Raw genomic sequence first — 26,342 nt, 5'->3', positions numbered from 1 at the left:
CCGCGCGTCTACCCGAGTTCACCGAGACGAAGGGCATCCCTGATGTCGCTGAGCTTCGTGGTCGTGGCCGGGGTGCGCTCCTGCGCTTGGTCAGCGAGTCGGAGGGCGTCGTCGATCTCGCTGAGCTTCACGGAGGACAGGACGGCCGCCCGCTCTATCAGGTCGTCCCGGGACACCGTGGTCAGCCACGTGCACGGGGTGAAGCCCGGACGCGGGAACGCGAGCCGCAGCACGCCTTCGAACGGCAGTCCTTCACAGGCGCCGACCGTCACTTCGATGCCCAGACCGCTGATGTCGACGCCCGCCGGAGCGACGACCTGCATCACCCGGATCCCGGACGTGTCGTCTCCCGACAGCAGTGCGACCAGCCTCCGCTCGTCGAACTGGACCCACCAGACTTCGCCACGCTGCACAAGTCCTCCAGACGCGCTGTGAAGATGGGGTGCGGCCACCGTTGATCATCGGCGGGTGCAGACTGAAGATCATGCGGTGGCCGCAGGTCACAACGTAGACCCTGCCCGCCGGCAGGAGGTGTTCGAGGGCCAGATCGCACGGGTCGAACCCCGACGTCGGGTCGGGCGTCGACGGCTCACCCCTGGTCAGCCGCTCATGGGCCGTCTGGGACGAGCCGAGTTCCTCGGGGAGGTCCCGACAGGGTGAGTTGGTGCGGTACTTCCACGGTACTTCCACGTGAGCGGCTCGATCCGGGGGTTTTCCCCATTTTTCAGGCGTAGGGCGGTGGTGTTCGGGGATCCTGTCGAGGTACCTCTGCAAACCATCTGCAAACCACCGCAAGGAGACCCCCAGTGCGCCGCCCGACCCGGAAAGCCTTCGCCGCCCTCATCGCCGCAGCCGGCCTCGCCCTCCCTCTCCTCACCCCCACACCCGCCTCGGCTGCCACCGCCACCAGCCGCTTCGCGAACTACCGCTACGGTGACTGTCTGCGCGAGACCTCCGAAACCGGCCTCAAGGGCGACCGCTGCACCACCGGACGCGGCAGCCTCCTGTGGCAGTGGAACGGCCGCCTCAACACCAGCACCACTCTCAAGAACAACTTCTGGGGCCGCTGTCTCGACAGCAATGACCGGGGCGACGTCTACCCCCTGCCCTGTAACGGCGGCTCATACCAGAAGTGGGTCACCGTCCAGCCCGCCGCCCGCAGCGCCGTCATGCTCCAGAGCGTCGGCACGGGCCGCTGCCTCTACCAGCAGGACAACGGCTACTACCGCACCGCCCTCTGCGACCGAAACGCCCAGAACCAGCGCTTCACCATCGGCTGAACGGATTTCCTGGCCGCTTCAAGACGCCGCCGGGCAAGCAGCTCTTCCTCTGCGTGAGACCCGGAAGGCGGTCCGTCGGCCGCGGTGGTGATGACCTTGTACGTGCCGCGCTGCCTCCTACAGCGGGGAACGCGGCCCTGCGCCAGTGCCTCCTGAAGACGCGCACGGGCCATCGGCCCGATATCCAGAGCAACCTCGACGGCACCGGTCACCGTCATGTCCGCGGCACCGAAGCGGGGAGGACCAGGCAGGCCAGGGCGAGGGCGAAGACGGCCCCGCGCAGCACGCTGACCGTCGGCCTCGGCCAACTCCGACTCCCTGTCGCGCTGATCGGCCCGGGGCCGCCGCGTTCCACGCGGGCCATCAGTTCCTGGGTGGCTTCGGCGAGCTTGACCAGGTCACCGGCTCGGCATGAAGCCCTCAGGGACGTCGTCGGAGCAGAACTGCTGCGCGCACAGCCGAGGCGCTGCACCTGCACGTCAACACAGTCCACTACCGGGTCCAGCGCGTCGAGCACTTCACCGGCCGCGACCTGCCCAGCCTCGCCGACCGGGCCCGACCCGTCCGGGGGCTGGGAGCCGGGCGCCGTCGACCCGGGCGCGCCGGGAGGCCCCGCGTCCGGATCTTGGCCGCCGGGCCACCCCGCAGTCGTGACCGATGCCCACGCGCCTCCCGGCAACAGGGGTTCTTGCTGTCGGGAGCGCCGTCACGCCGATTCCGTCAGCGCCGCGTGCGCGGCCGCGAGGAGCTCCTCCGAGAGGGGGGAGCCCTGGGTGGCCCGGGCCAGGATCAGCGCGCCGACCAGGGTGGACAGCCGGGTGAGGCCGTCCCGGGCGGCGTCCTCGGCGTCGGCCTCGGTGGCCCCGTCGGGGGCGAGGAACGCGGCGAAGGCGGCCACGCCCTCCGCGTAGACGCGGCGGGCCTCGCGGTCCTCGGGTTCGCGTGCGACGTCGGTGGCGAGCCCGGCGACCGGGCAGCCGTCCGCCGCGTCGTCGCGGTGCTCGGTGGAGAGGTAGGCGTCGATCAGGGCCCGCTGGGCGGCGTCCCGCTGCCCGCTGTACTGCTCGAGGCCCGCCGTGTGGCGCCGGGCGAGGTCGGCGAAGGCGTGGGCGGTGGCCTCGTCGACGAGCGCCTCCTTGGAAGCGAACTGCTTGTAGAAGGCGCCGTGGGTGAGGCCGGCCGCCTTCATGAGATCGGCGACGCTGACGCCCGTGCCCTGTTCCCGGAACAGCCTCGACGCGGTGTCCACCACCCGCCTGCGATTCTCCTGCGCCTGCGCCTGCGATACGCGGGCCATGGCCACCTCCATTTGGATGTCGACTGGCATCTATCGTAATCCGGTGTTTAGATTGGTGTCGTAATCTAAACGGCGCGGGCGTCAGACGGCACCCGCGAGGACCGGGAGCGGACATGGAACTCGACAAGGCGGTCGCGGTGGTCACCGGAGCCAACCGGGGCCTGGGCAGGCACCTGGCCGCGCAGTTGGCGGAGCGCGGCGCGAAGGTCTACGCGGCGGCCCGCCGCCCCGAAACCGTCGACCTGCCCGGCGTCACCCCGCTGCGCCTCGACGTGACGGACCCGGAGTCGATACGGCAGGCCGCCCGCACCGCGTCGGACACGACACTGCTGATCAACAACGCGGGCATCTCCACCGGCGCGACGCTGGTCGACGGCGATCCGGACGACGTACGTCGCGAGATGGAGACCAACTTCTACGGCCCGCTCGCCGCCACCCGCGCCTTCGCCCCCGTCATCGAGGGCAACGGCGGCGGCGCCATCCTCAACGTCCTGTCCGTACTGTCCTGGCTGCACCCGGCCGGCCTCGGCTCCTACGCCGCCTCCAAGGCCGCCGCCTGGGCCCTGAGCGGCGCGACCCGAGAGGAACTGGCGCCCCGCGGCATCACCGTCTCCGCCCTGCACGTCGGCTACATGGACACCGACATGGCCGCCGCCGTCCCCGCCGACCAGAAGACCCCGGCCGCCGACGTCGCCGCCCGGGCCCTGGCCGGCATCGCGGCGGGTCTGCCCGAGATCGTCGCCGACGACCTCACCCGCCAGGTCAAGCAGAGCCTCGCCACCGAACCCCGGCCGAGCCAGGTCTGACCCGCACCCCCTGCCACCCCTCGGCCCGACCGCCGCCTACCGAGCCAACCCCTTACGTCAGGACATCCCATGCGTTACACGACCTTTGGCCACCGGACCGGACTGCGCGTGTCCGAATTCGCGCTGGGCACCGCGAACTTCGGAACCGGCTGGGGTGCCGGCGCGGAGCCCGACGAGGCCCGCCGGATCTTCGACCGGTTCGCCGAGGCCGGCGGCACCTTCCTCGACACCGCCGACGGCTACCAGTTCGGCGAGTCGGAGGAACTCACCGGCAAGCTGATCTCCGCCGACCGTGAACACTTCGTCCTGGCCACCAAGTTCGCCCTCGGCGCCGCCCCGCAGCCGGACATCTCCCGGACCGGCAACAGCCGTAAGAACATGGTCGCCTCCGTCGAAGCCAGCCTGAGGCGCCTGGGCACCGACTACATCGACCTGTTGTGGGTGCACTTCCCCGACCAGCTCACTCCGATGGACGAGCTGCTGCGCGGCCTTGACGACCTGGTCACCGCAGGCAAGATCCACCACGCCGGGCTGTCCAACTTCCCCGCCTGGCGCGTCTCACGTGGCGCCGCCCTCGCCGACCTGCGCGGCCAGGCCCCGATCGTCGGCATCCAGCACGAGTACAGCCTGGTCGAGCGCACCGCCGACCGTGAGCTGCTGCCCATGGCCGAGAGCCTCGGGCTGGGCGCCGCCCTGTGGTCCCCGCTCGGCGGCGGACTGCTCACCGGCAAGTACCGCACCTCGTCCGAGGGGCGCCTGAGCGACCTGGGCGTGGTCATCCACACCGAGAACACCAGCCAGAAGACGGCTGTGGTCGACACCGTCCTGGCCGTCGCAGAGGAGGCCGGCGTGACGCCCGCCCAGGTGGCGGTGGCCTGGGTCCGCGAACGGGCCGCCCGCACCACGGCCACGCTGGTCCCGATCATCGGCCCGCGCAGCCTCTCCCAGCTCGACAGTTACCTCGGCGCGCTCGACGTCCGGCTCACCCACGAGCAGTACACCCGCCTCGACGAGGTCAGCGCGGTGCCGCTCGGTGTGCCGCACGAAGGCATCGCCGGATCGCTCGGCCACCTCCAGGGCGGCGACACGGGCCGCGTCATCGCGTCGGCCGTGCCGGTGGCCTGAACCCGGAAACGGGGTTCGACGACACGGCGAGAACGCCTCGCGAAACGCCACAGACAATCCCGTGCCGCGGCACACGCCCATCACGGACAGAGCCCCGTCCCCGCCCGGACGGGAGACCGAACCGAACGAAGGAAGACGAAGACGATGAAGGCATTCATGGTCGAGAAGTACGGCGACGCGACCGGAATGCGCGCCGCCGAGGTGCCGGACCCGCAGGTGGGCGCCGAGGACGTCCTGGTCCGGATCCACGCGGCGGGCGTCAATCCGCTGGACATCCGCATCCGGAACGGCGACTTCAAGGCGTTCCTGCCCTACCGTCTTCCCCTCGTCCTGGGCAACGACCTCGCCGGGACCGTCGTACGGACGGGACCGGAAGTGACCCGCTTCACGGTGGGCGACGAGGTCTGGGCCAGGCCCGACAAGGACCGCATCGGCACCTTCGCCGAACAACTCGCCGTCCACCAGGACGACTTGGCCCTCAAACCCGCCACGCTCACCATGGACGAGGCCGCCTCCCTCCCTCTGGTCGCGCTGACCGCATGGCAGGCCCTGGTCGAGCGGGCCCAGGTGCGGCCGGGTCAGAAGGTCCTCGTCCACGCGGGCGCCGGCGGCCTGGGATCCATCGCCGTCCAGTTGGCCAAGGCACTGGGCGCCCACGTGGCCGCCACCGCGAGCACCGCCAAGGTCGACCTGGTCAGGGAACTCGGCGCTGACGAGGTCATCGACCACCGCACCCAGGACTTCACCGAACTCCTCGACGGCTACGACGTCGTCCTCGACTCCCTCGGCGGCGAGAACCTCGCCAGGTCCCTGCGCGTCCTCAAGCCCGGCGGCCAGGCCATCTCCGTCGCGGGGCCGCCCGACCCGTCCTTCGCCCGCGAACTCGGCCTGAACCCGGTCCTGCGCCTGGCCATGACCGCACTCAGCGCCAGGACCCGGCGCCAGGCCAAGCGCCTCGGCGTCACCTATTCCTTCCTGTTCATGAAGGCCGACGGCGACCAACTGCGCCAGCTAACCCCCCTCATCGACGCCGGGAAGATCCGTCCCGTCGTCGACCGGGTCTTCCCCTTCGCCGAGACGCTCCAGGCGATGGAGTACGTCGAGAAGGGCCGCGCGAAGGCCGGCAAGGTCGTCGTCTCCATGACCTGACCGCAGGCCCAGCCCCTAGCCGGAAGATCCTCCACCCACCCCAGGACGGACCATGACCACATCGTCCAGCTTCCCCGCACCCGCCCCGTCGCCGTACCGGACGGCGAAGACCCGCTCCGTGTCCGTGCACGGCGTGAACTTCGCCTACCGGCAGCACGGTCCGGAGGTCGGCATACCGCTGATCCTGCTCAACCACCTGTCCGCGGTCCTGGACAACTGGGACCCCCGCGTCGTCGACGGACTCGCCGCCCGTCGCCATGTGATCACCTACGACAACCGCGGCGTCGGCGCGTCGGGCGGCGCCACGCCCGACACCATCGAGGCGATGGCCCGCGACACGGTGCTGTTCATCCGGGCTCTCGGGTACGACCGCGTCGACCTGCTCGGCCTGTCCATGGGCGGCTTCATCGCGCAGGTCGTCGCCGCGGACGAACCGGACCTGGTACGCAAGGTCGTCCTCGCGGGCACGGGCCCCGCCGGAGGCCCCGGGATCGACAAGGTCACGTCCCTCACCGTCAAGGACACCCTCAAGGCCGTCCTGACCCGCAAGGACCCCAAGCAACTCCTCTTCTTCACCGACACCGAAGGCGGCCGACGGGCGGCCCACGCCTTCCTGGACCGGCTGAAGGAGCGCACGGACGACCGGGACAAGGCCATCTCGCTCCCGTCCTTCCGCGCCCAGTTGAAGGCGATCCACCGCTGGGGCGTTCAGGCCCCCGCCGACCTGTCACGTATCCGACAGCCGGTCCTGGTGGCCAACGGGGAGAGCGACCGGATGGTCCCGAGCGTCAACACCCTCGACCTGGCGGCCCGGCTGCCCCGAGGCGAACTCGTCCCCCTCTACCCCGACGCCGGCCACGGCGGCATCTTCCAGCACCACGACGCCTTCGTCCCACGGGCCTTGAAGTTCTTGGAGGCGTAGCCGAACCGGCGGCGAGGTGTGAGGGCGCGCCCCGCTCCTCGCGCCCGCCGTTCCTCCTCGCTCATCGGGCGTGGTGCGTCGCCTCCGGCTCGGGTGTGGTGGTCGTGTCGTCCACGTGGTGGTTCAGGTCGGCGGTGACGTCGACCACTCCGTCCACGCCCTGGCACAGGCGGACGGTGACCGGGACGAGCGACTTGCGCTCGACCGTGCCGCGCAGGGTGACCCGGCCGTCGACGACGTGCACGGTGACCTCGCCGGGCTCGATGCCGAGCGTGCGCAGGAGGACCTCGCCCGAGATCTCCTCGCGGATCGCGCTGTCGCCCCGCAGGAAGACCCGTAGGAGGTCGGCCCTGCTGACCAGGCCGACCAGGCGGCCGGCCTCGTCGACCACCGGCAGGCGTTTGACGTGGTGGCGTTCCATGACCTGGGCGGCCTCCACCGCGGTCCACTCGGGGCGCGCGGTCACGGCGGGGCTGTTCATCAGGCCCTGCGCGATCGTGGCCTCGGCCTTGGCGCGGTCGGCGGGCCGGGGGCGCAGGACCGGCAGCAGGCCGGCCGGGTCGAGTCCGGCGGCCTCCTTGCGCAGCAGATCCGCCTCGGAGACCACCCCCACGACGTGCTCCTCGTCGTCCACCACCGGTACGGCCGTGATGCCGTACTCGGCGAGCAGCTTGGCGATCTCCTTGAAGCCGGTGTCCCGGCGCACCCGGACGACCGACGTGGACATCAGGTCGCTCACCTTCCGGTGCCACATGGTTCCCGCCTCCTCGTGTCGCGTGCGTGGTGTCGCGTGCGTTGCTCCTTCCACTCTCCGCCGGGCACGGCCGCGCGGCTTGGGCCGGTCGGCCCCGATCGGTCTCAGCGCAGCAGGACGATCTTGAGGGCGCCCGTGACGGTGCCCCGGGCGAACGCCTCGTAGGCGTCCTCCGTCCGGTCCAGGGGCAGGGTGTCGGTGACCAGCCCGGACACCTCCAGGTCGCCGTACCGCACCATCCCGAGGAGCCAGGGGACGGACGACGTGTCGACCTGGCCGGTGCTGATGGTGACGTTCTTGTGCCACAGGGACTCGAGGTGCAGCGTGGCGGGTCTGCCGTGCACGCCGATGGTGGCGATGTGCCCGCCGGAGCGCACGGCACGGGTGCTCAGGACGAACCCGTCCGGCTCGCCGGACGCCTCGATGACGACGTCGGCCCCGGGCCCCTCGGCCAGGTCGGCGATCAGCTTCCCGGGCAGGACCGCGGTGTCGCCGCCCACCCGGGCGGCCGCCTCCAGCCGCGCGGTGGACAGGTCGACCACCATGATCCGGCGCGGCGAGTACAGCCGTGCCACCAGCACCGACGCGAGCCCGATCGGCCCGGCGCCCACCACGACGACCGTGTCACCGGGGCTGACATGGCCGTTGCGCACGCCGACCTCGTAGGCGGTCGGCAGGACGTCGGAGAGCAGGACCGCCTCGGCGAGCGGCACGCTCGCGGGCCGCCGGTGCGTGGAGTGCTCGGCGAACGGGACGCGCACCAGCTCGGCCTGGGTGCCGTTGATCCGGTTGCCCAGGATCCAGCCGCCGCCCCGGTTGCACTGCCCGAACAGGGTGTTGCGGCACGCCCGGCAGCGGCCGCACGCCGAGACCGCCGACACGATCACCTGGTGGCCGGGGCGGAGCCGCTCGACGTCGGGCCCCACCTCCACGACCTCGCCGACGGCCTCGTGACCGAGGACCGTGCCCGGCTTCACCTCGGGCAGGTCGCCCCGCAGGATCCGCAGATCGCTGCCGCAGACGGTGGTGGCGTCGACCCGCACGATCGCGTCGCCCGGCTCCTCGATCGCGGGGTCCGTGACGGTGTCCCAGGACCGCTGCCCCGGGCCGTGATAGACGAGCGCTCGCACGGTACCAACTCCCTCGCTGCCCCCACTCAACCGTCACTCCGGGCCCGCACCCGGGCAACCGGGCCCCGTGCCGGACCGTGACGGGCGCGGATCAGCCGGGTTCCATGTACGGCCGCCGGAAGACCGGCGCCTGCTCGCCGCCTCCCGGCCGTACGGCCGCCAGTGCCCGGGACACGGCGGACTCCAGCGGCCCGCCCGTGTCGACGGGGACGGCCTCCGGCCAGGGCGGCTCACCGGCCGCCATGGCGCGGGCGATGCCGGCGTCGGCGTCGGACGGCCCTGCGGTCCGGGTGCTCAGCCGGGCCTCGGACACCTCCTCCGGCACCCGGCAGTGCAGGGCCACCAGATCCGCCTCGGCCTCCTCGGCCACGCGCCGCGCCGCCGTACGCTGCTCCGCCGTCGACCAGGTGGCGTCCAGCACCACCGACTCGCCGAGGGACAGCAGGACGGCCGCCCGGTCGAGCAGGGCCGTGTACGTGCGGGCCGTCCACTCGGCGCTGTAGATCCCCTCGCCGTAACCGGCCGCCGCCGACCGCTCCGGCGGGATGCCCGCCAGCTCCTTGCGCAGCCGGTCGCTGCTCAGCAGCGTGGCCTCCAGCCGGTCGGCGAGCGCACCGGAGAGCGTGGACTTCCCGCTCCCGGGCAGTCCGCCGACGAGCGTCAGCCCGACGGAGGCGGTCCGCAGATGGCGCAGCGCCGTCGAGACCAGCCGCCGCGCCGCGGACCGCGCGCCTGCCGCCCCCTGGCTGGCCCGGATGAGCGACACCTTGGCCCGGACGAACGCCCGGTAGGCCACGTAGTGGTGCCACAGGGACGCGGGCGCGGGATCGCCGGAGTACTCGCCGTAGCAGGCCAGGAAGTGCGCCGCCGTCTCCGGGGCGCCGAGCTGCTCCAGGTCCATGGCGAGGAACGCGGCGTCGTCCAGCCCGTCGACGTACCGCAGCCGGTCGTCGAACTCCAGGCAGTCCAGGACACGGGGGCCGTCGTCCAGACAGAACACGTCCTCGGCGAGCAGGTCGCCGTGGCCGTCGACCACCCGCCGCTGCTCGATCCGGGAGTCGAACAGCCGCTCGCGGCCGCCCAGATAGCGCCGTACGAGCCGCTCGACCTCCGGCACCCCGTCGGGCACCCCGTCCTCGCCGGTCAGCTCACGGACCTGCGCGAAACTCGCCTCCCAGCGCGCGGACAGCGCGTCCCGGGTGCCCTGGGCGTCCACCTCGGGGCCGCGCGGCGCCGCCGCGTGCCAGGCGGCGAGCCGGCGGGCCACGGCGCGCACCACGTCGTCGACCGGGGCGCCCGTCCGTACGAGCCGGGACAGCCGTCGGTCGGCGGGCATCCGGCGCATCACCACCAGGGGTTCCGGACCGTCCGCCCCGGGCTCCTGGAACTCGCCCAGGCCCAGGTACACGTCCGGCGCGAACCGGCGGTTGAGCGCGATCTCGCGTGCGCACGCCGCCCGGCGCGCCGACCGTGTGGTGTAGTCCAGGAACCCCAGGTCCACCGGCTTCTTGACCTTGTACGCGCGGTCGCCCGCGAAGAACACGATCGCGGTGTGGGTCTCGCACACCGCGGCCCCGGGGGACTCATTCGGCCCAGGGGTCTCAGTCATGGGGGACGACGGCCACGGGGCAGCGCCCGTGGTGCAGGGCGGCGTGGGCGACGGGACCCAGATGGGGCGCCACTCCTCGCCGGTGCGCGCGCCGGCCGACGACGAGCAGCGAGGCGTCCTCGGCCGCCCGCACCACGGCCTTGGCCGGGCTGGTCAGCCGGACGCTGTCGGCCACCTCCACCTGCGGGAACTTCTCACGCCACGGGCGGAGCGCCTTGACCAGCGCGTCGTCCGCCTCCTTCGTCAGCTCCTCGGTCACATGGTGGTCCGTGCCCCAGGGCATGCGCGCGTGGAACGGCACACTGCGGCCGTGGACGGCCAGCAGGGGCAGGCCGCGGGCGGCGGCGCTGCGGAAGGCGAAGTCGAGCAACTCGTCGCCGGGGCCGGTCAGTTTGAGCGCCACGACCACGGGACCCGCGGGCGGGGCGGGCCGGTGCCCGTCCTCGGCGGGCTCCGCGCGGACCAGGACGACGGGCCGTTCGGCCCGGGCCACGACCGGCATGCTGACGTCGCCCAGGAAGTAGCTCTCGACGGTCTCCAGACCCCGCGAGCCCAGCACCAGCATCTCGGACTCGGCGGCGGCCCTGAGCAGCGCCTCCTGGGCGTCCTCGGCGACCAGACTGCCCACGACCGTCAGACCGGGTCTGCGGGCCTGCAACTCCGACTGTGCGGTGTGGACCAGACGCTTCGCCCAGTAGTTCTGGTCGACCTCGGCCGGGGCGCGGGCCGGCTCCGGAGCCAGCAGCGGCCAGGCGTGCAGCAGCCGCAGCCCGAGCCGGCGCTGATCGGCCTCGTCGGCGGCCCAGCGGGCGGCGGCGAGACTCTCGGGTGAGCCGTCCAGGCCCACGGTGACGACGGGTTCCATGGCGGCGGCGCTCTCCCTCTTCGGATGCTCCTCATCGGGTTCCCACGGGTTCTCCTCTTCGAGAAGTACCCCAATCCCCTCCGGCGCGCATGTGGACCGGCCGCCCGCACCGGGTCCGTCACCGGGTCCCGCAGGGGTTCCGCACCGCGTCCCGCGCGGGGTCCCGGTGCGCGCGGGAGCGGGCGGGACCCGGTAGGGACCTTCGGCCCTTTGACCGGAGTGCGCCCGTGCCCGAAGCTGATAGAGCGAGCGGGGGGAGCCAGGATCGGGGGAACGCGACCAGCGAACCGCTGGAGGCCGACCCATGAACGCACACGAGTCGCCGTACCCGTCCGGCCCGCCCCTGCCGCACGACGCCCGTACGCCGGCGCGCGGCAACCCGCTCCGGCGGCCCTCCGACCGCTTCGAGTGGTGGTTCCGGCTCCTCCTGATGGCGCTCCTCGCCGTCGGGCTGCCCCTCGCCGCGTACAGCGCGGGCACCGCCGCGTACGACTCGGCGATGCGCGCTGTCCGGGCCCAGGCGGCCGAACGGCACCAGGTCACGGCCCGGCTGGCCGAGGACGTCGTACGCGACACCACCGTGGCGAAACGCGCCGCGAAGGTCCGCTGGACCGACGCCGACGGCGCCGTGCGCACCGGATCGGCACTGGTGAAGCCGGGGACCGCCAAGGGGTCCGCCGTCCGCGTGTGGGTGGACCGCGACGGCACCGTGACCAGCCCGCCGGCCACCGCGCTCAACGCGCGCACCACCGGCTGGGTGACGGGCGGCGCGGCCGCGCTCGGCGTGGGCCTCGGGGCCTACGGCGTCTGGGCGGGCACCCGTCTGCTGCTCGACCGCGGACGGTACGCGCGCTGGGAGGCCGAATGGGAGCGGGCGGAGCCGCAGTGGTCGGCCCGCTTCCGCCGCTGAGAAGCCGCCGCTGAGAAGCCGCCGATGAGCAACCCGAAGAGCCGCTGAGGAGCCGCCGAGAAGCCGCTGAGGATCCGTCGACAGCCGCCGGAGCGCCGGTGACCGCCACGCCGCCCGCACAGCACGAGGAGGCAGCACCATGTCGGACGCCACGACCACCGATCTGTACGAGGTGACGATGGCGATGTCCTACCTCCGGGAGGGCATGACCGCCCCGGCGACGTTCAGCCTCTTCGTCCGCGAGCTGCCTCCCGGGCGCGGCTTCCTCGTCGCCGCCGGACTGGAGTCCGCCCTCGACCTGCTGTCCGGCTTCCGGGTCGGCCCCGAGGACGTCGACGCCTTCGCCGCCGCGCTGCACCGGCCCCGCCGGGACCTGGAGCCGCTGCTCGGCCTGGAGTTCACCGGTCGGGTGCGGGCGGTGCCGGAAGGGCGGACCGTGCTCGCGGGCGAACCCCTGCTGGAGGTGACGGCACCCCTGCCGCAGGCCCAGCTCGTGGAGTCGTACGTGCTCAATCTGCTCAGCCATCAGACGGCGGTCGCCTCGAAGGCCGTGCGCTGTGTGCTCGCCGCGGCCGGGCGTCCGGTGGTGGACTTCTCGCTGCGGCGCACCCACGGCCCGCAGGCCGGGTTCCAGGCCGCCCGGCTCGGCGCGCTGGCCGGCTTCGCCGGGACCAGCAACGTGGCCGCCGCCACCGCCCTCGGCATCCCCGCCGTCGGCACCATGGCCCACTCCTACGTGGAGGCGTTCCCCTCCGAGGAGGACGCGTTCCGCGCCTTCGCCCGCACCCACCCCGGCCCCGTGACCCTGCTCGTGGACACCTACGACACCGAGGAGGGCGTCCGCGTCGCGGCCCGTGTCCTGCGCGACCTGGACCGCGGGCCCGGCTGCGCCGTACGGCTGGACAGCGGCGACCTCGGCGACCTCGCCGTACGGACCCGCGCGCTCCTGGACGAGGCCGGGCTGCCCGACGTGCGGATCGTCGCCAGCGGCGGCCTGGACGAGTACGCCGTGGACGGCCTGGTGCGCTCCGGGGCACCCATCGACACCTACGCCGTCGGCACCCGCGTCGGGGTGTCCGCCGACGCCCCCTACCTGGACTCCGCGTACAAGATGGTCGAGTACGACGGCCGCCCGGTGATGAAACTGTCGTCGGCGAAGGTCACGGCACCCGGCCCCAAACAGGTCTTCCGCCGCCCCGGCCACGCGGACGTGATCGCGCTCGCCGGCGAACGGCCGCCGCCGGACGGCGTCCCGCTGCTGGAGACGGTGATGGAGCACGGCCGCCGCACCGGCGGCCCGGCCACGCTCGCCGAGTCCCGGGCACGCTGCGCCGCGGACCTGGAGGCCCTGCCCGCCGCGGCCCGCCGGATCCGGGAGCCCGTCGCGCCCCGCGCCACGACCTCCGAGCGGCTGGACGCGCTCACCGCCCGCGTCCGGCGGGACATCGAACGGCGAACGGCGGCACACCGGCCCGACATGAGGAGGAGAGCCATGGCGCACACGGCGGAATGGAAGGTCCGTCTGCACCTCTTCGAGGAGGACGACGGAACGACGAAGGCCCGGCTGGTGCTGGACACCGGCACCACCGAACTCACCGGCCACGGCGCCGCGCACTGCCATCCGGCGGACACCGACGTCCCGGAGATCGGTGACGAACTGGCGGCCGGACGGGCCCTGAACGACCTGTCCCGGCAACTGCTGCGCATCGCCGAGCAGGACATCGAGGACCAGGGCGCACAGCGGCCGCGGGCCCGCGAGAGCGCCGCCTGGCCCATGTGACCCCGTGCACCCCCGACTCGAGGAGAGGGCGGCCATCATGCGAGCACACCTCGGCGACCAGCTCGTCGTCGAACGGACCAGGTCCGGTCAGCCCCGGCGCGACGGCGAGATCGTGGGCCTCCGTCACACGGACGGGACACCGCCGTACGAGGTGCGCTGGTCGGACACGGACGAGATCACCCTCGTCTATCCCGGGCCCGACGCGCACGTCCACCACCTGGAACACGGCGGGCCCGGCGCACCGCACGCCGGCGCGGCCCGGAGCGTCCCCCCGGCCGTCCCGTCGGCCGGCGCGGCCAACCCCGGCGACCTCGGCCGCCGTGTGGCCGCCGAACGCCGCGCCCGCGGACTCGGCCGCGAGGAGACGGCCCGCCGCGCCGGGATGGCGCCCGGCTACCTCGCCTACCTGGAGGAACAGCCCGCCGACCCGAGCGTGACGGCACTCATCAGACTCGCCGACGCCCTGGGCACGACCGCCGCCGCCCTGCGCGGAGGCGGCTTCGACCTGCCGCCGGGCCAGGGCCACGCACTGCTGCGGCCCCGGCTCCAGGACCTGGGCCCGGACGAGTGCCGCGCCCTGCTGTCCACCCACGGCATCGGGCGCGTCGCCGTGTCCGCGCCCGACGGCCGCCCGGCGGTCGTCCCGGTCAACTACGAGTTCCACGACGACACGATCGCCTTCAGGACCCGGCCCGGCTCGCTGCCCGCGGCCGCCGTCGGGACCGAGGTCGCCTTCGAGGTCGACCACGCGGACGACGCCCTCAGCCAGGGCTGGAGCGTCCTCGCCGTCGGCCCCGCGAGCGTCGTCACCGACCCGCGGGCGGTGCAGGAACTGGTAGAGCGGTCCCACACCCTGCCCTGGCCGGGCGGCGAACGCGACCTGTGGGTGTCGATCCGGGCCTCGACCCTGACCGGCCGCCGGATCACCGCGGCGGACCCGCACTAGGGCCTGTCCGGCCGGTGTCGCGGCGATCCGCGGGCGGTGCGACGGTAGTCACACGGACGGTAAGGCGGTGGTGAGGATGGAACTCCCGCTGGTCGTGGGCGTCGACGGATCGGCGTCCAGTCTGCGCGCGGTCGACTGGGCGGTGGACGAGGCGGCACGGCACGGACTGCCGCTGCGTCTGGTCCACGCCTCCCGCTGGGAGCGCTACGAGCGCGCCCTGCCCTCCTTCACCACCGGTCTGCCCGCCGAGGACGCGACGGCGCGGACCGTCGCCGCCGCCTGTGCGCGCCGCGCCGAACTCCGGAACCCCGAGGTCAAGGTGTCCGAGGAGGTGCTGCCCGACGACGCCGTGTCCGCGCTGCTGCGGGCGGCGCCCGAGTCGTTCGCCCTGGTCGTGGGGGACCGCGGCCGGGGTGAGCTTGCCGCGCTGCTGCTGGGCTCGGTCAGCCTCGCCGTCGCGGCCCGCGCGGCGTGTCCGGTCGTCGTCGTCCGCGGCGCGGAACCCAACGTGGGCGGCACCTTCGGCCGGATCGTGGTCGGCGTCGGCGACACGGCCGAGCGGACCGGCGCCGTCCGGTTCGCCGCGCGCGAGGCACAGGCACGCGGCTGCGCGCTGACCGCCGTACGGGCCTGGCGGCGGCCGGCCCACGAGCACCGGGACCATCTCCTGGTCGCGGACGACGCCGTGCAGGCGCACGACGAACGCGCCGCCACCGAACTGGAGGACGCGCTGAGCGAGGTCGTACGGGAGCACCCCTCCCTCACCGTCCACCGCCGCACGGCGGACGGCCCGGCCCGCCGGGTGCTGCTCGACGCGGCGGCCGAGGCGGACCTGGTCGTCGTCGGCGCCGTCCGCCGGCACGGCCACTTCGGCCTCCAACTCGGCACGGTCGCCCACACCCTGCTGCACCACGCCGACTGCCCGGTCGCGGTCGTTCCCCAACGGGTCTGAGCCCGCACGCCGGACGGGGATAACCAGTGGCCGCGGGACGCGCCGCGCCGATAGGGTCCGGGTCCCGGACGGCCGTATCGTCGGCGAGATCCAGGTGATCCACACGTTCCGTCCGTAACCGCTAGAAGGAGAAGCGGTGTTCCCTCCCGGTCACCGGGTGGCGGACGCGGATGACGAGTTCGGCGCTGGCGTCGAGGTCGAAGGTGACGTCGATCGGCTTGCCGAAGGCCGCGCGGCCCAGGTCGGTGATCGTGACGTGGCCGAGGAGGACGTTGTCGGCCAGCAGGTCGCTCTCGCCCTGGCAGACGGGGATGCGCAGGCTCTCCGTGTCCGGGTCGACGGTTTCGAAGCGTTCGGTGCGCCGGGTCGGGATGTCGGTGTTGCGCTCGATCAGGCGGCGGACGGTACCGCCCTTGGTGCCGATGCCCAGGGACAGCGGCGTCACGTCGGACAGCAGGGTCGTCCGGTACAGGCCCCGCAGGACGGCGGCCTGGAGCGCGGCGCCGTGCGCGACCAACTCGCCCGGCAGATGATGCAGTCTGGCCCGCGGGCCGACCACCCGGGTGACCAGGTCGCGTACCGCCGGCATCCGCGCCGACCCGCCCACCAGCACCACGCGGGTGACCTCGGTGGGGAGCCCCGCGTCGGCGAACACCTTGCGCAGGGGGCCCTCGCAGCGGGCCAGCAGGTCGGCGGTGACGGCCTGGAAGGTGGCGCGGGTGAGGGTCTCCCGGAGATGGAGCGGACCCTCGGTCGCCGTCGCCGGATAGAGGTACGGCAGGTCGATCTCGGTCTCGGACCGCGAGGAGAGATCGGTCTTGGCGCGTTCGGCGGCGTCGGTCAACCGGGTCAGGGCGGCGGGGGAGTTGCCGCGCCCGGCGGCGAGATGCGCGGCCAGCGCGGCGTCCCAGTCGTCGCCGCCGAGCGCGTTGTCACCGCAGGTGGCCAGGACGTCGACCACGCCGTCCCCGACCGCGATCAGCGACACGTCGAACGTGCCGCCGCCGAAGTGGACGACCAGAAGAGTCGTGTCGTCCCACTCGCGGTCCCACAGCCGCGAGTGGTCGTAGGCGAAGGCCGCGGCGGTCGGCTCGTTGACGATCCGCAGCACCTCCAGACCGGCCCGCCGCGCCGCCTGCCGGGTGGCACGCCGGCCCAGCTCCGAGAAATGCGCGGGCACGGTGAGCACGGCGGCCGTGACCGGCGCCCCCAGCCGGGCCTCGGCGTCCCGCTTGATTTTGGCGAGGATGTGCCCGCAGATCTCCTCGGCGGTGTACACCTCGCCGTCCACGGTGACGGTCCGTCCGCTGCCCAGATGCCGCTTGGCGGACACCACCGTGCGCTGCGGATGGCTCAGCGCACGGCGCCGGGCGGCCTCCCCGACCAGGATCCTGCCGTCCTCCGCGAACGACACGACACACGGGGTGGTCGGGGACCCCTCCGCGTTGGGCAGGGTCTCGCAGCGGCCCTCGCGGAACACCGCGACGGTGGCCGACACCGTCCCCAGGTCGATCCCCACCGCGACTCCCGCGGCCCCCGCCCCACCACGCTCCATCTGCGCTCCCCCCGGTACCGCCGACGCTGCCGCCAGCGTAGGGGCATCTCTGTCCTATAGAGGGACTTTCCATACCAAGTGCCGGTGGATCCGGTGGCGGTGATCAGCATGAGGGACGATGGACCGAGCCGAGACGGGGAGCGGACGTGGAGAGCATCACCAAGAACCGGCAGTCACCGCGGGTCCTGCGGGCCATGGTCGAACGCGCCTACGGCCCGGACCGTACGCCCGAAGGCGAGGGCTGGATCAACGAGTTGGGCCACGGCTGGTTCAACGTCGCCTACCGGATCCGGCTGCGCGACGGCTACGAGGCCGTCCTGAAGATCGCGCCACCGCCCGGAGTCGAGGTGATGACCTACGAACGGGGCGCCATGGCCACGGAGTTGGCGGCGCTGGACCTGATCCGCAAGCACACCGCCGTGCCCGTCCCCCGGGTCGACTTCGCCGACCGCGCCCACGACCTGTGCGACGCGGACTGGTTCTGCATGCCGTTCATCGACGGCGACAACCTCTCCGTCGCCGGCCCCGGGCTGCCCGCCGCGGACCTGGCCGCCTTCAAGGAGCGGGTCGGCGCGGCGAACCGGGAGATCAACTCCGTTCGCGGTACGGCCTTCGGGCCACTGGCCGGGCCGGGGGACAGCTCCTGGCGCCGGGTGTTCACGGGCATGGCCGAGGAGGTGCTGACGGACGGCGAACGGCGCCACGTCGACCTCGGGTGGGACTACGACACCGTGCGCGAGGTGCTGGCCGAGCACGCCGCGAGCCTGGACGAGGTGCGCGAGCCGAGGCTCGTGGAGTGGGACCTGTGGGACGGCAACGTCCTGGTCCGCGACGGCGGGATCGCCTCCGTCATCGACCACGAACGCGCCTTCTACGGCGACCCGCTCATCGAAGTCGGCTTCGCCGGAACCCAGTTGGCCGCCTTCGGTGACCCCGCCCCCTTCCTGCGCGGCTACGGGCGCCCTCCGCTGACCGCGGGCGAGACCGTGCGCCGCCGGCTGTACTGTCTGCACCTGGCGCTCGTCATGGTGATCGAGACGGTCTACCGCGGCCACACCGACCCCGGACCCTACGACTGGGCGCGCGAGCGGCTCGCCGAGGCGATGGCCCTCCTCGGCCGTGCCCCCGGTCAGAGTGCGGACCAGCCCTCGGGGGTCACGCGGTAGAACTGGCCGGCGTCGAAGTCCATCCGGGAGTGCCCGTGCACATGGACATGGTCCTCGTCGAGGCGGTAGGTGAAGCCGCCCATCATGCCGACGACCGTGAAGACGATCTGCACGGCGGGCCCCTCCGTCAGCGGGGACAGCGGCGGCAGCAGGTGCTCGACCTGGTCGAAGCAGCGGCCCGTCCGGTCCCGCAGGAGTGCGTGGAAGTGCCGTTCGAGCGCGGCCTCGGGGGCCGGAAGGCGTCGTACGGCGACCGGTTCCAGCAGGTCGAGCAGATGGGTGTGGCCCCGCTCCCGGGCGATGTCCATGGCGCGCCGTCCGTCCCGGGTGCGCTGGGTGCGCCAGCCGCCGTGGGCGATCAGCCGGGAGACGACGGCGAACTCCGCGCCGTGCCAGGCCGCCTGGTGCAGTGCGGTGAAGCCGCTGCGGTTGCCGGGCCGGGGCAGGTTCACCCAGTCCGGGTGCTCGCCCAGCACCGCGAACACGCCGTTCCAGTCGGCGTCCCGGGCGCGGTCGGAGAAGCGGTCCCGTTCCCCCAGATAGTGGTCGCCGAAGGTCCCGCGGTCCGTGAGGCCGTCCCACTGCACGCTGATCACCCGCCCAGGCTAACCGGGGCACGCGCGCCGCCGAAGGCCGCCCGTCACTCTCTCGGGTGGTCATCCGCCGTGCGCGGTGCGCTGCCCCGACGGTCCGGCGGCATATGCCGATCATGAGGCGGTGACCTATCAGAGCATCCGACGCCTCCGTCGGCCGCGCACCCTGCTCACCGTGGGACTGGGCGCCCTCACCCTGCTGTCCGCCCAGCCGGCCCAGGCCACCGCTCCGCCGCCCCGCCCGGCGACCGCGGCAGAGGCCGGTACCAACGCCTATCTGGCCGCCGTGAAGAACGACCCGGCGGCGCTGCGGCGCTTCTTCCAGCGGCTGCCCAAGGGCGCCGACCTGCACAACCATCTCTCGGGCGCGGTGTCGACCGAGTACCTGATCCGGCTGGCCGCCGAAGACGGTCTGTGCATCGACACCACCACCCTGACCGCCGTCGTCCCGCCCTGCGGCCCCGGCACCCGCCCGGCCTCCGACGCCCTCACCGACCGCGCCTTCCGCGACGCCGTCATCCGGGCCTGGTCCATGCAGGACTTCCCGCCGGACGGCAACGGACACGACCACTTCTTCGACACGTTCGGCAAGTTCGGCGAGGTGACCTGGCGGCACCGCGGCAAGCTGCTCGCCGAGGTCGCCGACGACGTCGTACGCAACAACCAGTTCTATCTGGAGACGATGGTCAGCCCCGCCTCCGACAGCGCGCGCAAGCTCGCCGACGAGGTCGGCTGGGACGACGACTTCGCCCGGCTGCACCGCAAGCTCGTCGCCGAGGGCAAGCTGGACGCGGTGGTGGCCGAGGCGCGCAAGGAGAGCGACGACTCCGACGCCGAGTTCCGCGCCGCCGCCCGCTGCGGCACCGACCGGGCCCGGCCCGGCTGCCGGCTGCCCGTGCGCTGGATCTCCCAGGTCTCGCGCGGCGGCACACCGGAGCGGGTCTTCACCCAGATGGCGCTGGGTATGCGGCTCGCCGAACGCGACCCCCGCTTCGTCGCCGTCAACCTCGTCCAGCCCGAGGACTGGGACAGCTCGCTGCGCAACTACAGCCTCCAGATGCGCATGCTCAAGTACCTGCGGAGCGTCTACCCCAAGGCCCATGTCACCCTGCACGCGGGCGAGTTGTGGACCGGGCTGGTCAAGCCGGAGGACCTCAGGTTCCACATCGCCGAGGCCGTGAACGTCGCCGGAGCCGAGCGCATCGGCCACGGCGTCGACCTGGTCCACGAGGACGACTGGCAGCGCACCGCCCGCACCATGGCCGCCCGGGAGATCGCCGTCGAGGTGCCCTTCACCAGCAACGCCCAGATCCTCGGCGTCAAGGGCGCCGAACACCCCTTCAACACCTACCGCGCGTACGGCGTACCGGTCGTCCTCGCCACCGACGACCCCGGTGTCAGCCGGATCGACATCACGCACGAGTACCAGTACGCGGCCCGGACCTACGGTCTGTCCTACCGCGAGCTGAAGAACCTCGCCCGGGCCTCCCTGGAGTACGCCTTCCTGCCCGGGCGGAGCCTGTGGCGGGGCAACCCGACGCGTGACGGCTACTCCCTGGGCGCCGCCTGCCGCGGCGAGCAGCCGGGCCGGGCCACGCCGGGCCGGCTGTGCCGCCAGGCGATCGCGTCGAGCCCCAAGGCCGCCGCGCAGTGGCGCCAGGAGGCCGCGTTCCGCCAGTTCGAGCGCACCTTCGGCACCCGCGGCCGCTCCTGAGCCGCCGCCGCACCACCCGCGCCGGCCGGTACGCGCCATGTACCGGCCGGCGCCGCGCGTCGAGGGGCGGCACAGGGAGAGGGCGTCAGGCCAGGCCGCCGTTGGCGTACAGGACCTGGCCGTTGACCCAGCGGGCCGGGCCCGCGAGGAACGCGACCGCCTCGGCGATGTCGTCCGGCGTGCCCAGCCGTTCGAGCGGGGCCGCCTTGGAGAGGTTCTCGACGGTCGCCTCGTCCTTGCCCTCCAGGAACAGTGGTGTGGCGGTCGGGCCGGGGGCCACGGCGTTGACGGTGATGTCCTTGCCGCGCAGTTCCCGCGCCAGGACGAGCGTCATGGCCTCGACCGCGCCCTTGCTGGCGGCGTAGGCGCCATAGGTGGGGAACCGGAGGCGGGTGACGGACGTGGAGAAGTTGATGATCGCGCCGCCGCCGCGCACCCGCCGGGCCGCCTGCTGCGAGACGACGAACGTGCCGCGGATGTTGGTGCGGTGCATCCGGTCGAGATCGTCGAGGTCCAGGGTCGCGATGGGCGACAGCAGCATGATGCCGGCGGTGTTGACGACGACGTCGAGTCCGCCGAACTCCCGCTCCACGGCGTCGAAGGCGGCGGACATGGCGTGCTCGTCGGCGACGTCACCGCCCACCGCGACGGCCCGGCCGCCGGCCGCGACGATGGCGGCGACCGTCTCGTCCGCCCGGGTCTTGTTGCCGGAGTAGTGCACGCCGACGGCGATGCCGTCCGCCGCGAGGCGCTCCGCGACCGCGCGGCCGATACCGCCGGAGCCACCGGTGACGAGGGCGACGCGTGGGGTGTCGGTGGTCATGGTTCTGCCCTTCGGTATGGGTTCCGATGCTTCTGTTCGGGGTGGGGTCCGGTGCGGTGGCCGTCAGGCGTCGCCGCTGCCCTTGCCCGCGATATGGAGCAACCACTGCCCCAGCAGCGCCGATTCGGCCTGGGTGAACGGCTGCGGGGTGAGGTCGCCGAGTGCGGACAGCAGGGTGGTGGCGGCCGCCCGCCGTATGTCGTGCTCGGTGGTGTCCGTCCGCGGGTCCAGCAGGATGTCCCGGTGGATCGCGTCACGGACCAGCTCGGACAGGTGTCTGTCGGGGTACAGCGCCGGGCGGGTGATCAGCGCGAGCGCGACCCCGGTGTTCGCCGTCATGACCATGCGCGCGGCGTCGTCCGGCGGGAGGCGCAGTCGGCCCTGTGCGGCGAGCCGCTCCAGGACCTCGCGCAGCAGACGCATGGCCTCCTCCGCGGCCTCGGGCTGGGAGCGCAGGGCCGAGGAGGACATCAGCTTGTAGGCGTTCGGGTGCGCCAGCGCGAAGGCCGTGTGGCTGTCCCAGCCCGCCCGCAGGTCCCGCAGCGGATCGGCGGACTTCCCGGCCGCCCGCTTGCTCGCCAGGTACTGGTCCCAGACGTGGTCGACCGTGGCCGTCAGCAGCCCGTCCTTGTCGCCGAACAGCCGGTACAGCACGGGCTGTTGCACCCCCGCCGCCTCGCAGACCGCGCGCGTGGACACATCGCCGCCGGGGGAGTGCGCCAGCAGGTCCGCGGCCGCCTCGATGAGCGCTGATCTCGTATCCATGTAATCGACGATAACAGGTTCGGTTTTCGGTGACAACGGGAATCTGTTATCGGTGATACGGACCTCTTGGTGGCGGTGCGCGCGGCCTGGGCCGTTCGGCTCTAGCCGGGTGCGGCCGGTGCTGACTTCACTGGGCGCGGACCGGGCGAAGGACGCCGGACGACGGGAAGGAAAGCCGGATGATCGCGGTGGTGGGCCACGCCGATGTGACCACGGAGACCCTGGGGCTGCTGGAGACCGGGCTGACGGCCCTGCTGGAGCGGGACACCGGGGACGAGCCGGGTGTGGTGCGCGCCGGGGGCGGGGCCGCGGTGGCGTTCGGACGCGCCGCGCGCCGGGCGGGGCGGGCTCTGGTCGTGGTGATCCCGACCTCGGGCATGGTCCCGGCCCTGCTGCCCGAGCGCGACCGGGTGCCGATCGGTGAACTCCTGCTGCTCGCCCGGTGGGTGCGGCTGCTGACGTACGACCCCGCCGACCGCGACGCGTGCGTGGGGGCGGACGAGGAGATCGTCGCGGGCGCCCGCCGGCTGGTGGCCGTCTGGGACGGATCGCCCTCCGACGGCCGGGACGCCACCGCGCATCTGATCGCCTTCGCCCGCGCCCGCGGGATCCCCGTCGAGGTGCTCTGGCCGGCGGGCGCCGCCCGCACGGGCCCGCGCGCGTTGCCGTCGCACGGCGGCGAGGCGCGCGCCTGCCGCCGCTGAAGTGGGGCCGATCGGCCCGTGGGCCCGGGCCGGCCAGGGCCGTTCGACCCTATCGGGGCCTCCCGCCCCTGCCGCGATCATGGACCGGCGGCCGGGAGGATCCGGTCCGTGGTCCCGCGTCCACGGCACTTCCCGTCCCCGTCATCGGCACGGACGGACACGAAGGGGAGGACAGGAACCCGTGGAAGAGGCACGGCCCGTGGATGAGGCACGGACAGAACCGAGGGGGACCGGGCGGCCCAGCGCCGCCGCCGTCCCCGCCACCCGTGAGGCGCCGCCGTCCGGCCGTCCCTCGTGGGTGGAGTGGCTGACGACCACCGACCACAAGAAGATCGGCACGCTGTATCTGGCCAGCGCGTTCGCGTTCTTCGTCGTCGGCGGCGTCCTCGCGCTGCTGATGCGCGCCGAACTCGCCCGGCCCGGACTCCAGATCATGTCCAACGAGCAGTTCAACCAGGCGTTCACGATGCACGGCTCGATCATGCTGCTGATGTTCGCGATGCCGCTGTTCACCGGATTCGCCAACTGGATCATGCCGTTGCAGATCGGCGCCCCCGACGTCGCCTTCCCCCGGCTGAACATGCTCGCCTTCTGGCTGTTCCTGTTCGGCTCGCTGATCGCGGCGTTCGGCTTCCTCACCCCGGGCGGTGCCGCCGACTTCGGCTGGTTCCTGTACGCGCCGCTGTCGGACTCCGTGCACTCGCCGGGCCTCGGCGCCGACCTGTGGATCATGGGCGTGGCGCTGTCGGGCTTCGGCTCGATCGCCGGCGCGGTCAACTTCATCACCACGATCATCTGTATGCGCGCGCCCGGTCTGACCATGTTCCGGATGCCGATCTTCACCTGGAACGTGCTGCTGACCGCCGTACTGATCCTGCTCGTCTTCCCGGTCCTGGCGGCCGCGCTGTTCGCGCTGGAGTGCGACCGGAAGTTCGGCAGCCACATCTTCGACGCGGCCAACGGCGGGGCGCTGCTGTGGCAACACCTGTTCTGGTTCTTCGGGCATCCCGAGGTCTACATCCTGGCCCTGCCGTTCTTCGGGATCGTCTCCGAGGTCATCCCGGTCTTCGCCCGCAAGCCGATGTTCGGCTACTTCGGCCTGGTCGCCGCGACGATCGCCATCGCCGGTCTGTCGGTGACGGTGTGGGCGCACCACATGTATGTCACCGGCGGTGTGCTCCTGCCCTTCTTCTCCTTCATGACGTTCCTCATCGCCGTCCCGACCGGGGTGAAGTTCTTCAACTGGATCGGCACGATGTGGAAGGGCTCGCTGTCCTTCGAGACACCGATGCTGTGGACCACCGGCTTCCTCATCACGTTCGTCTTCGGCGGCCTGACCGGCGTCATCCTGGCGTCACCGCCGATGGACTTCCATCTGTCCGACTCGTACTTCGTCGTGGCGCACTTCCACTACACGGTCTTCGGTACGGTCGTGTACGCGATGTTCGCCGGATTCCACTTCTGGTGGCCCAAGTTCACCGGCCGGATGCTCGACGAACGCCTCGGCAAGATCACCTTCTGGACGCTCACGGTCGGCTTCCACCTCACCTTCCTCGTCCAGCACTGGCTCGGCGCGGAGGGCATGCCCCGCCGCTACGCCGACTACCTCGCGGCCGACGGCTTCACCGCCCTCAACACCCTTTCCTCCATAGGCTCGTTCCTGCTCGGCCTGTCCCTCCTGCCCTTCCTCTACAACGTCTGGAAGACCGCCCGCTACGGCGAGAAGGTCGAGGTCGACGACCCCTGGGGCTACGGCCGTTCCCTGGAGTGGGCCACCTCCTGCCCGCCGCCCCGCCACAACTTCACGTCCCTGCCGAGGATCCGCTCGGAGTCCCCGGCGTTCGACCTGCACCACCCGCAGGTCGCGGCCCTCGAAGCGGAGCACTAGGCGATGATCCAACCCGTCGCCGCGCTCGGCGCCGCGATGCTGACCCTCTCCGGCTCCGTCTGGTATCTGCCCGCGCTCTCCGATCTGCGCGCCGGCGCCGACCGTCCGGACTCCCGGCGTACCGCTGCGGCCGCCTGTCTGAGCGGCTGGAGCACGACCGGGCTCGTCGCCCTGCTGCTCCTCGCGGCGGAGGCGTGGTGGGTACCGGGCGGCGCGGCCGTCACCGGGGCGGTGGTCACCGTCTGCCTTCTCGGGCGCGCGAGCGTCCAGCGCCGGCGCGAGGCGCGGGAGGCGGCGCGGGACTGGGCGGAACTGCGCACCGGTCCGCTGCCCTCGGCGCGGGCCCGGACCGTCGTCGTCCTGCTGCTGGCCGCCGGCCTGATCACCGCGCTGGCCACGGCCGCCCTGTCGGCCCGCGAGGGCTGGTCCCCGCTGACGGCGGCGGCTCCCGCAGGGGTGACGATCGCCGTCGCGGTGGGGTACGCGCGCGTGGCGCGCCGCCCGTGACGGTCGGGGTCGCCCGGGACCTGGTCGGTCCGCGTCCGGTGCATCGGCGCGGCTGACCGGGTCCGCCGCGATGCCGTCCCGGTCCGGGCGGTGCGGCCGCGGGTTGTCGGCGGGCTCCTGCGGCAGTGCCGGCGCCAGGTTTCGGCGCCCGTACCCCGGCAGTGGCGGTGCCAGGTTCCGGCGCCCGGACCTGCGAGCCCCGTCCGCACCCTGCGGGCGGGGCTCGCGCGGCGTGGCGTGGACCGCCTCGGCGCCCGTGAAGGTCGGCTGCTCGACGGCGGTGGCCCGGGCGGCGACGGCATCCGGGCCGGGACGTCACCTCGCCCGGTGGTCGCCCGGGTCCGGCTGGTCCAGATGGGAGGCCAGGACCGCGGCCTGGACGCGGCGCTGGACGCCGAGCTTGGCCAGGAGGCGGGAGATGTGGTTCTTGACGGTCTTCTCGGAGAGGTACAGCTTGGCGCCGATCTCGCGGTTGGTCAGGCCGTCGCCGATCAGCGCCAGGATGTCCCGCTCGCGCGGCGACAGGCTCGACAGCTCGGACGGCACCTCGGGGCTGTGCACGGGGTCGGCGCGCAGCGAACTCATCAGCCGGGCCGTGGTCGCGGGGTCCAGCATCGACTGCCCCGAGGCGACCGTGCGCACCGCCGAGACCAGGTCCGACCCCCTGATCTGCTTGAGGACATAGCCGGACGCACCGGCCATGATCGCGTCGAGCAGCGCCTCCTCGTCGTCGAACGAGGTCAGCATCAGACAGGCCAGCTCCGGCATCCGGTCGCGCAGCGCGCGGCAGACCGAGATGCCGTCGCCGTCCGGCAGCCGTACGTCGAGGACGGCGACGTCGGGACGGAGCGCGGGCCCGCGGGCGAGCGCGTGGTCGACCGTACCGGCGTCGCCGACCACGGAGATGTCCGGTTCGGCGTCCAGCAGGTCGGTCAGGCCCCGGCGTACCACCTCGTGGTCGTCCAGCAGGAACACGCGGATCGGGTTCTGCTCGGTGAAGACGCGCGGCTGCGGCATGGTGACCCCTGGTTCCCCGGTGACGTACAGGGTGCGGTCCGCCCCTGCTGCCGATCCTCACGCGCGGGGGCCGGACGCACCAGGG

General features: G+C 72.9%; 26 protein-coding genes and 2 pseudogenes. 16 read left to right on the top strand and 12 right to left on the bottom strand.

The genetic code is table 11. The annotated features are described in order from the left end of the window. Window positions 1-8 precede the first annotated feature (8 nt). Entirely contained in the window at window positions 9-413 is a 405-nt protein-coding gene (locus G6W55_RS10920) for a type II toxin-antitoxin system PemK/MazF family toxin (protein ID WP_175520603.1), read from the bottom strand. Between the two features lie 393 nt (window positions 414-806). Here G6W55_RS10920 and G6W55_RS10915 point away from each other — a divergent pair, with 393 nt between their 5' ends. After that, on the top strand, window positions 807-1,280 hold the full coding sequence (locus G6W55_RS10915) for a hypothetical protein (protein ID WP_175520602.1): 474 nt from the start codon (window positions 807-809) through the stop codon (window positions 1,278-1,280). 214 nt (window positions 1,281-1,494) lie between these two features. Here G6W55_RS10915 and G6W55_RS10910 read toward each other — a convergent pair whose 3' ends face one another. Further along, complete coding sequence (locus tag G6W55_RS10910) at window positions 1,495-1,758, bottom strand: hypothetical protein (protein ID WP_175520601.1); 264 nt, start codon at window positions 1,756-1,758, stop codon at window positions 1,495-1,497. Between G6W55_RS10910 and G6W55_RS10905 the strand changes: the two are divergent. Continuing rightward, window positions 1,729-1,824: pseudogene (locus G6W55_RS10905) on the top strand (helix-turn-helix domain-containing protein); the annotation flags it as partial. The gene G6W55_RS10910 and the pseudogene G6W55_RS10905 overlap by 30 nt on opposite strands. Before the next feature lie 162 nt (window positions 1,825-1,986). On the opposite strand, the gene G6W55_RS10900 reads toward G6W55_RS10905, so the two are convergent. Beyond that, a complete protein-coding gene (locus G6W55_RS10900; RefSeq protein ID WP_175520600.1) occupies window positions 1,987-2,577 on the bottom strand; it encodes a TetR family transcriptional regulator in 591 nt (196 codons plus the stop codon). A 113-nt stretch (window positions 2,578-2,690) separates the two neighbouring features. Between G6W55_RS10900 and G6W55_RS10895 the strand changes: the two genes are divergently transcribed. From G6W55_RS10895 to G6W55_RS10880, 4 genes are all read left to right on the top strand, one after another. Beyond that, window positions 2,691-3,383 (top strand): SDR family oxidoreductase, encoded by a 693-nt coding sequence (locus tag G6W55_RS10895; protein WP_175520599.1) that lies wholly within the window; start codon window positions 2,691-2,693, stop codon window positions 3,381-3,383. Between the two features lie 69 nt (window positions 3,384-3,452). Beyond that, complete coding sequence (locus G6W55_RS10890; protein ID WP_175520598.1) at window positions 3,453-4,508, top strand: aldo/keto reductase; 1,056 nt, start codon at window positions 3,453-3,455, stop codon at window positions 4,506-4,508. Between the two features lie 144 nt (window positions 4,509-4,652). Then, entirely contained in the window at window positions 4,653-5,657 is a 1,005-nt protein-coding gene (locus G6W55_RS10885) for an NADP-dependent oxidoreductase (RefSeq protein ID WP_175520597.1), read from the top strand. Between the two features lie 52 nt (window positions 5,658-5,709). Continuing rightward, entirely contained in the window at window positions 5,710-6,579 is an 870-nt protein-coding gene (locus G6W55_RS10880) for an alpha/beta fold hydrolase (protein ID WP_175520596.1), read from the top strand. A 61-nt stretch (window positions 6,580-6,640) separates the two neighbouring features. On the opposite strand, the gene G6W55_RS10875 is transcribed toward G6W55_RS10880, so the two are convergent. From G6W55_RS10875 to G6W55_RS10860, 4 genes are all read right to left on the bottom strand, one after another. Continuing rightward, complete coding sequence (locus tag G6W55_RS10875; RefSeq protein WP_175520595.1) at window positions 6,641-7,333, bottom strand: CBS domain-containing protein; 693 nt, start codon at window positions 7,331-7,333, stop codon at window positions 6,641-6,643. 104 nt (window positions 7,334-7,437) lie between these two features. Next, window positions 7,438-8,463 carry an alcohol dehydrogenase catalytic domain-containing protein gene (locus G6W55_RS10870; RefSeq protein WP_175520594.1) on the bottom strand — a complete coding sequence of 342 codons (1,026 nt, stop codon included), beginning with the start codon at window positions 8,461-8,463 and terminating at the stop codon, window positions 7,438-7,440. A 91-nt stretch (window positions 8,464-8,554) separates the two neighbouring features. Beyond that, the gene (locus G6W55_RS10865) at window positions 8,555-10,072 is read right to left on the bottom strand and encodes a bifunctional aminoglycoside phosphotransferase/ATP-binding protein (protein ID WP_217686777.1); all 1,518 of its coding nucleotides are present in this window, start codon (window positions 10,070-10,072) and stop codon (window positions 8,555-8,557) included. Next, window positions 10,065-10,937 (bottom strand): universal stress protein, encoded by an 873-nt coding sequence (locus G6W55_RS10860; RefSeq protein ID WP_175520593.1) that lies wholly within the window; start codon window positions 10,935-10,937, stop codon window positions 10,065-10,067. The genes G6W55_RS10865 and G6W55_RS10860 overlap by 8 nt, the downstream gene beginning before the upstream one ends. Window positions 10,938-11,241: 304 nt before the next feature. On the opposite strand from G6W55_RS10860, the gene G6W55_RS10855 reads away from it, so the two are divergent. The 5 genes and pseudogenes from G6W55_RS10855 (at window position 11,242) to G6W55_RS10835 (ending at window position 15,525) form a co-directional block, all read left to right on the top strand. Beyond that, entirely contained in the window at window positions 11,242-11,847 is a 606-nt protein-coding gene (locus G6W55_RS10855) for a hypothetical protein (protein ID WP_175520592.1), read from the top strand. A 139-nt stretch (window positions 11,848-11,986) separates the two neighbouring features. After that, window positions 11,987-13,312 (top strand): annotated as a pseudogene (locus G6W55_RS10850) (nicotinate phosphoribosyltransferase); the annotation flags it as partial. Between the two features lie 12 nt (window positions 13,313-13,324). After that, window positions 13,325-13,627, top strand: coding sequence for a DUF1876 domain-containing protein (locus tag G6W55_RS38570; RefSeq protein WP_309243685.1), 303 nt, complete (start codon window positions 13,325-13,327; stop codon window positions 13,625-13,627). A 37-nt stretch (window positions 13,628-13,664) separates the two neighbouring features. Then, window positions 13,665-14,573, top strand: coding sequence for a DUF1918 domain-containing protein (locus tag G6W55_RS10840; RefSeq protein ID WP_175520591.1), 909 nt, complete (start codon window positions 13,665-13,667; stop codon window positions 14,571-14,573). A 76-nt stretch (window positions 14,574-14,649) separates the two neighbouring features. Beyond that, entirely contained in the window at window positions 14,650-15,525 is an 876-nt protein-coding gene (locus G6W55_RS10835) for a universal stress protein (RefSeq protein ID WP_175520590.1), read from the top strand. A gap of 121 nt (window positions 15,526-15,646) precedes the next feature. Here the strand turns inward: G6W55_RS10835 and G6W55_RS10830 are convergent, their stop codons facing one another. Next, window positions 15,647-17,044, bottom strand: coding sequence for an Hsp70 family protein (locus tag G6W55_RS10830; RefSeq protein ID WP_175520589.1), 1,398 nt, complete (start codon window positions 17,042-17,044; stop codon window positions 15,647-15,649). Window positions 17,045-17,226: 182 nt separating this feature from the next. Here G6W55_RS10830 and G6W55_RS10825 point away from each other — a divergent pair, with 182 nt between their 5' ends. Further along, window positions 17,227-18,246, top strand: coding sequence for a phosphotransferase family protein (locus G6W55_RS10825; protein WP_175520588.1), 1,020 nt, complete (start codon window positions 17,227-17,229; stop codon window positions 18,244-18,246). Here the strand turns inward: G6W55_RS10825 and G6W55_RS10820 are convergent. Further along, window positions 18,210-18,842 (bottom strand): ankyrin repeat domain-containing protein, encoded by a 633-nt coding sequence (locus tag G6W55_RS10820; protein WP_175520587.1) that lies wholly within the window; start codon window positions 18,840-18,842, stop codon window positions 18,210-18,212. The two genes, G6W55_RS10825 and G6W55_RS10820, sit on opposite strands and share 37 nt — an antisense overlap. 121 nt (window positions 18,843-18,963) lie before the next feature. Here G6W55_RS10820 and G6W55_RS10815 point away from each other — a divergent pair, with 121 nt between their 5' ends. After that, complete coding sequence (locus G6W55_RS10815; protein ID WP_175520586.1) at window positions 18,964-20,553, top strand: adenosine deaminase; 1,590 nt, start codon at window positions 18,964-18,966, stop codon at window positions 20,551-20,553. 85 nt (window positions 20,554-20,638) lie between these two features. Here the strand turns inward: G6W55_RS10815 and G6W55_RS10810 are convergent, their stop codons facing one another. Both G6W55_RS10810 and G6W55_RS10805 read right to left on the bottom strand, forming a co-directional pair. Then, a complete protein-coding gene (locus G6W55_RS10810) occupies window positions 20,639-21,376 on the bottom strand; it encodes an SDR family oxidoreductase (protein WP_175520585.1) in 738 nt (245 codons plus the stop codon). Between the two features lie 63 nt (window positions 21,377-21,439). Beyond that, window positions 21,440-22,141 carry a TetR/AcrR family transcriptional regulator gene (locus G6W55_RS10805; RefSeq protein ID WP_175520584.1) on the bottom strand — a complete coding sequence of 234 codons (702 nt, stop codon included), beginning with the start codon at window positions 22,139-22,141 and terminating at the stop codon, window positions 21,440-21,442. Between the two features lie 179 nt (window positions 22,142-22,320). Here G6W55_RS10805 and G6W55_RS10800 point away from each other — a divergent pair, with 179 nt between their 5' ends. The 3 genes from G6W55_RS10800 (at window position 22,321) to G6W55_RS10790 (ending at window position 25,240) form a co-directional block, all read left to right on the top strand. After that, window positions 22,321-22,845, top strand: coding sequence for a hypothetical protein (locus G6W55_RS10800; protein WP_175520583.1), 525 nt, complete (start codon window positions 22,321-22,323; stop codon window positions 22,843-22,845). Window positions 22,846-23,044: 199 nt separating this feature from the next. Continuing rightward, window positions 23,045-24,733 (top strand): cytochrome c oxidase subunit I, encoded by a 1,689-nt coding sequence (gene ctaD / locus G6W55_RS10795; RefSeq protein ID WP_309243677.1) that lies wholly within the window; start codon window positions 23,045-23,047, stop codon window positions 24,731-24,733. A gap of 3 nt (window positions 24,734-24,736) precedes the next feature. After that, a complete protein-coding gene (locus tag G6W55_RS10790) occupies window positions 24,737-25,240 on the top strand; it encodes a hypothetical protein (protein ID WP_175520582.1) in 504 nt (167 codons plus the stop codon). Window positions 25,241-25,555: 315 nt separating this feature from the next. Here the strand turns inward: G6W55_RS10790 and G6W55_RS10785 are convergent, their stop codons facing one another. Beyond that, a complete protein-coding gene (locus G6W55_RS10785; RefSeq protein WP_175520581.1) occupies window positions 25,556-26,257 on the bottom strand; it encodes a response regulator transcription factor in 702 nt (233 codons plus the stop codon). Window positions 26,258-26,342 lie beyond the last annotated feature (85 nt).

The sequence above is a fragment of the Streptomyces sp. CAI-85 genome (assembly GCF_013363615.1).
GTDB classification, from domain to species: domain Bacteria; phylum Actinomycetota; class Actinomycetes; order Streptomycetales; family Streptomycetaceae; genus Streptomyces; species Streptomyces antibioticus_B.
The sequence above is the reverse complement of the archived record's forward strand: the minus strand, read 5'-3'. Positions and strand labels throughout refer to the sequence as shown.

What these genes read in the sequence shown, in the direction of transcription:
- G6W55_RS38570 (WP_309243685.1), top strand. Translation starts at nt 13,325, where the DNA reads ATGAGGAGGAGAGCCATGGCGCACACGGCGGAATGGAAGGTCCGTCTG.
- G6W55_RS10885 (WP_175520597.1), top strand. Translation starts at nt 4,653, where the DNA reads ATGAAGGCATTCATGGTCGAGAAGTACGGCGACGCGACCGGAATGCGC.
- G6W55_RS10900 (WP_175520600.1), bottom strand. Translation starts at nt 2,577, where the DNA reads ATGGCCCGCGTATCGCAGGCGCAGGCGCAGGAGAATCGCAGGCGGGTG.
- G6W55_RS10800 (WP_175520583.1), top strand. Translation starts at nt 22,321, where the DNA reads ATGATCGCGGTGGTGGGCCACGCCGATGTGACCACGGAGACCCTGGGG.
- G6W55_RS10805 (WP_175520584.1), bottom strand. Translation starts at nt 22,141, where the DNA reads ATGGATACGAGATCAGCGCTCATCGAGGCGGCCGCGGACCTGCTGGCG.
- G6W55_RS10875 (WP_175520595.1), bottom strand. Translation starts at nt 7,333, where the DNA reads ATGTGGCACCGGAAGGTGAGCGACCTGATGTCCACGTCGGTCGTCCGG.
- G6W55_RS10855 (WP_175520592.1), top strand. Translation starts at nt 11,242, where the DNA reads ATGAACGCACACGAGTCGCCGTACCCGTCCGGCCCGCCCCTGCCGCAC.
- G6W55_RS10835 (WP_175520590.1), top strand. Translation starts at nt 14,650, where the DNA reads ATGGAACTCCCGCTGGTCGTGGGCGTCGACGGATCGGCGTCCAGTCTG.
- G6W55_RS10865 (WP_217686777.1), bottom strand. Translation starts at nt 10,072, where the DNA reads ATGACTGAGACCCCTGGGCCGAATGAGTCCCCCGGGGCCGCGGTGTGC.
- G6W55_RS10790 (WP_175520582.1), top strand. Translation starts at nt 24,737, where the DNA reads ATGATCCAACCCGTCGCCGCGCTCGGCGCCGCGATGCTGACCCTCTCC.
- G6W55_RS10860 (WP_175520593.1), bottom strand. Translation starts at nt 10,937, where the DNA reads ATGGAACCCGTCGTCACCGTGGGCCTGGACGGCTCACCCGAGAGTCTC.
- G6W55_RS10785 (WP_175520581.1), bottom strand. Translation starts at nt 26,257, where the DNA reads ATGCCGCAGCCGCGCGTCTTCACCGAGCAGAACCCGATCCGCGTGTTC.
- G6W55_RS10840 (WP_175520591.1), top strand. Translation starts at nt 13,665, where the DNA reads ATGCGAGCACACCTCGGCGACCAGCTCGTCGTCGAACGGACCAGGTCC.
- G6W55_RS10880 (WP_175520596.1), top strand. Translation starts at nt 5,710, where the DNA reads ATGACCACATCGTCCAGCTTCCCCGCACCCGCCCCGTCGCCGTACCGG.
- G6W55_RS10810 (WP_175520585.1), bottom strand. Translation starts at nt 21,376, where the DNA reads ATGACCACCGACACCCCACGCGTCGCCCTCGTCACCGGTGGCTCCGGC.
- G6W55_RS10895 (WP_175520599.1), top strand. Translation starts at nt 2,691, where the DNA reads ATGGAACTCGACAAGGCGGTCGCGGTGGTCACCGGAGCCAACCGGGGC.
- G6W55_RS10890 (WP_175520598.1), top strand. Translation starts at nt 3,453, where the DNA reads ATGCGTTACACGACCTTTGGCCACCGGACCGGACTGCGCGTGTCCGAA.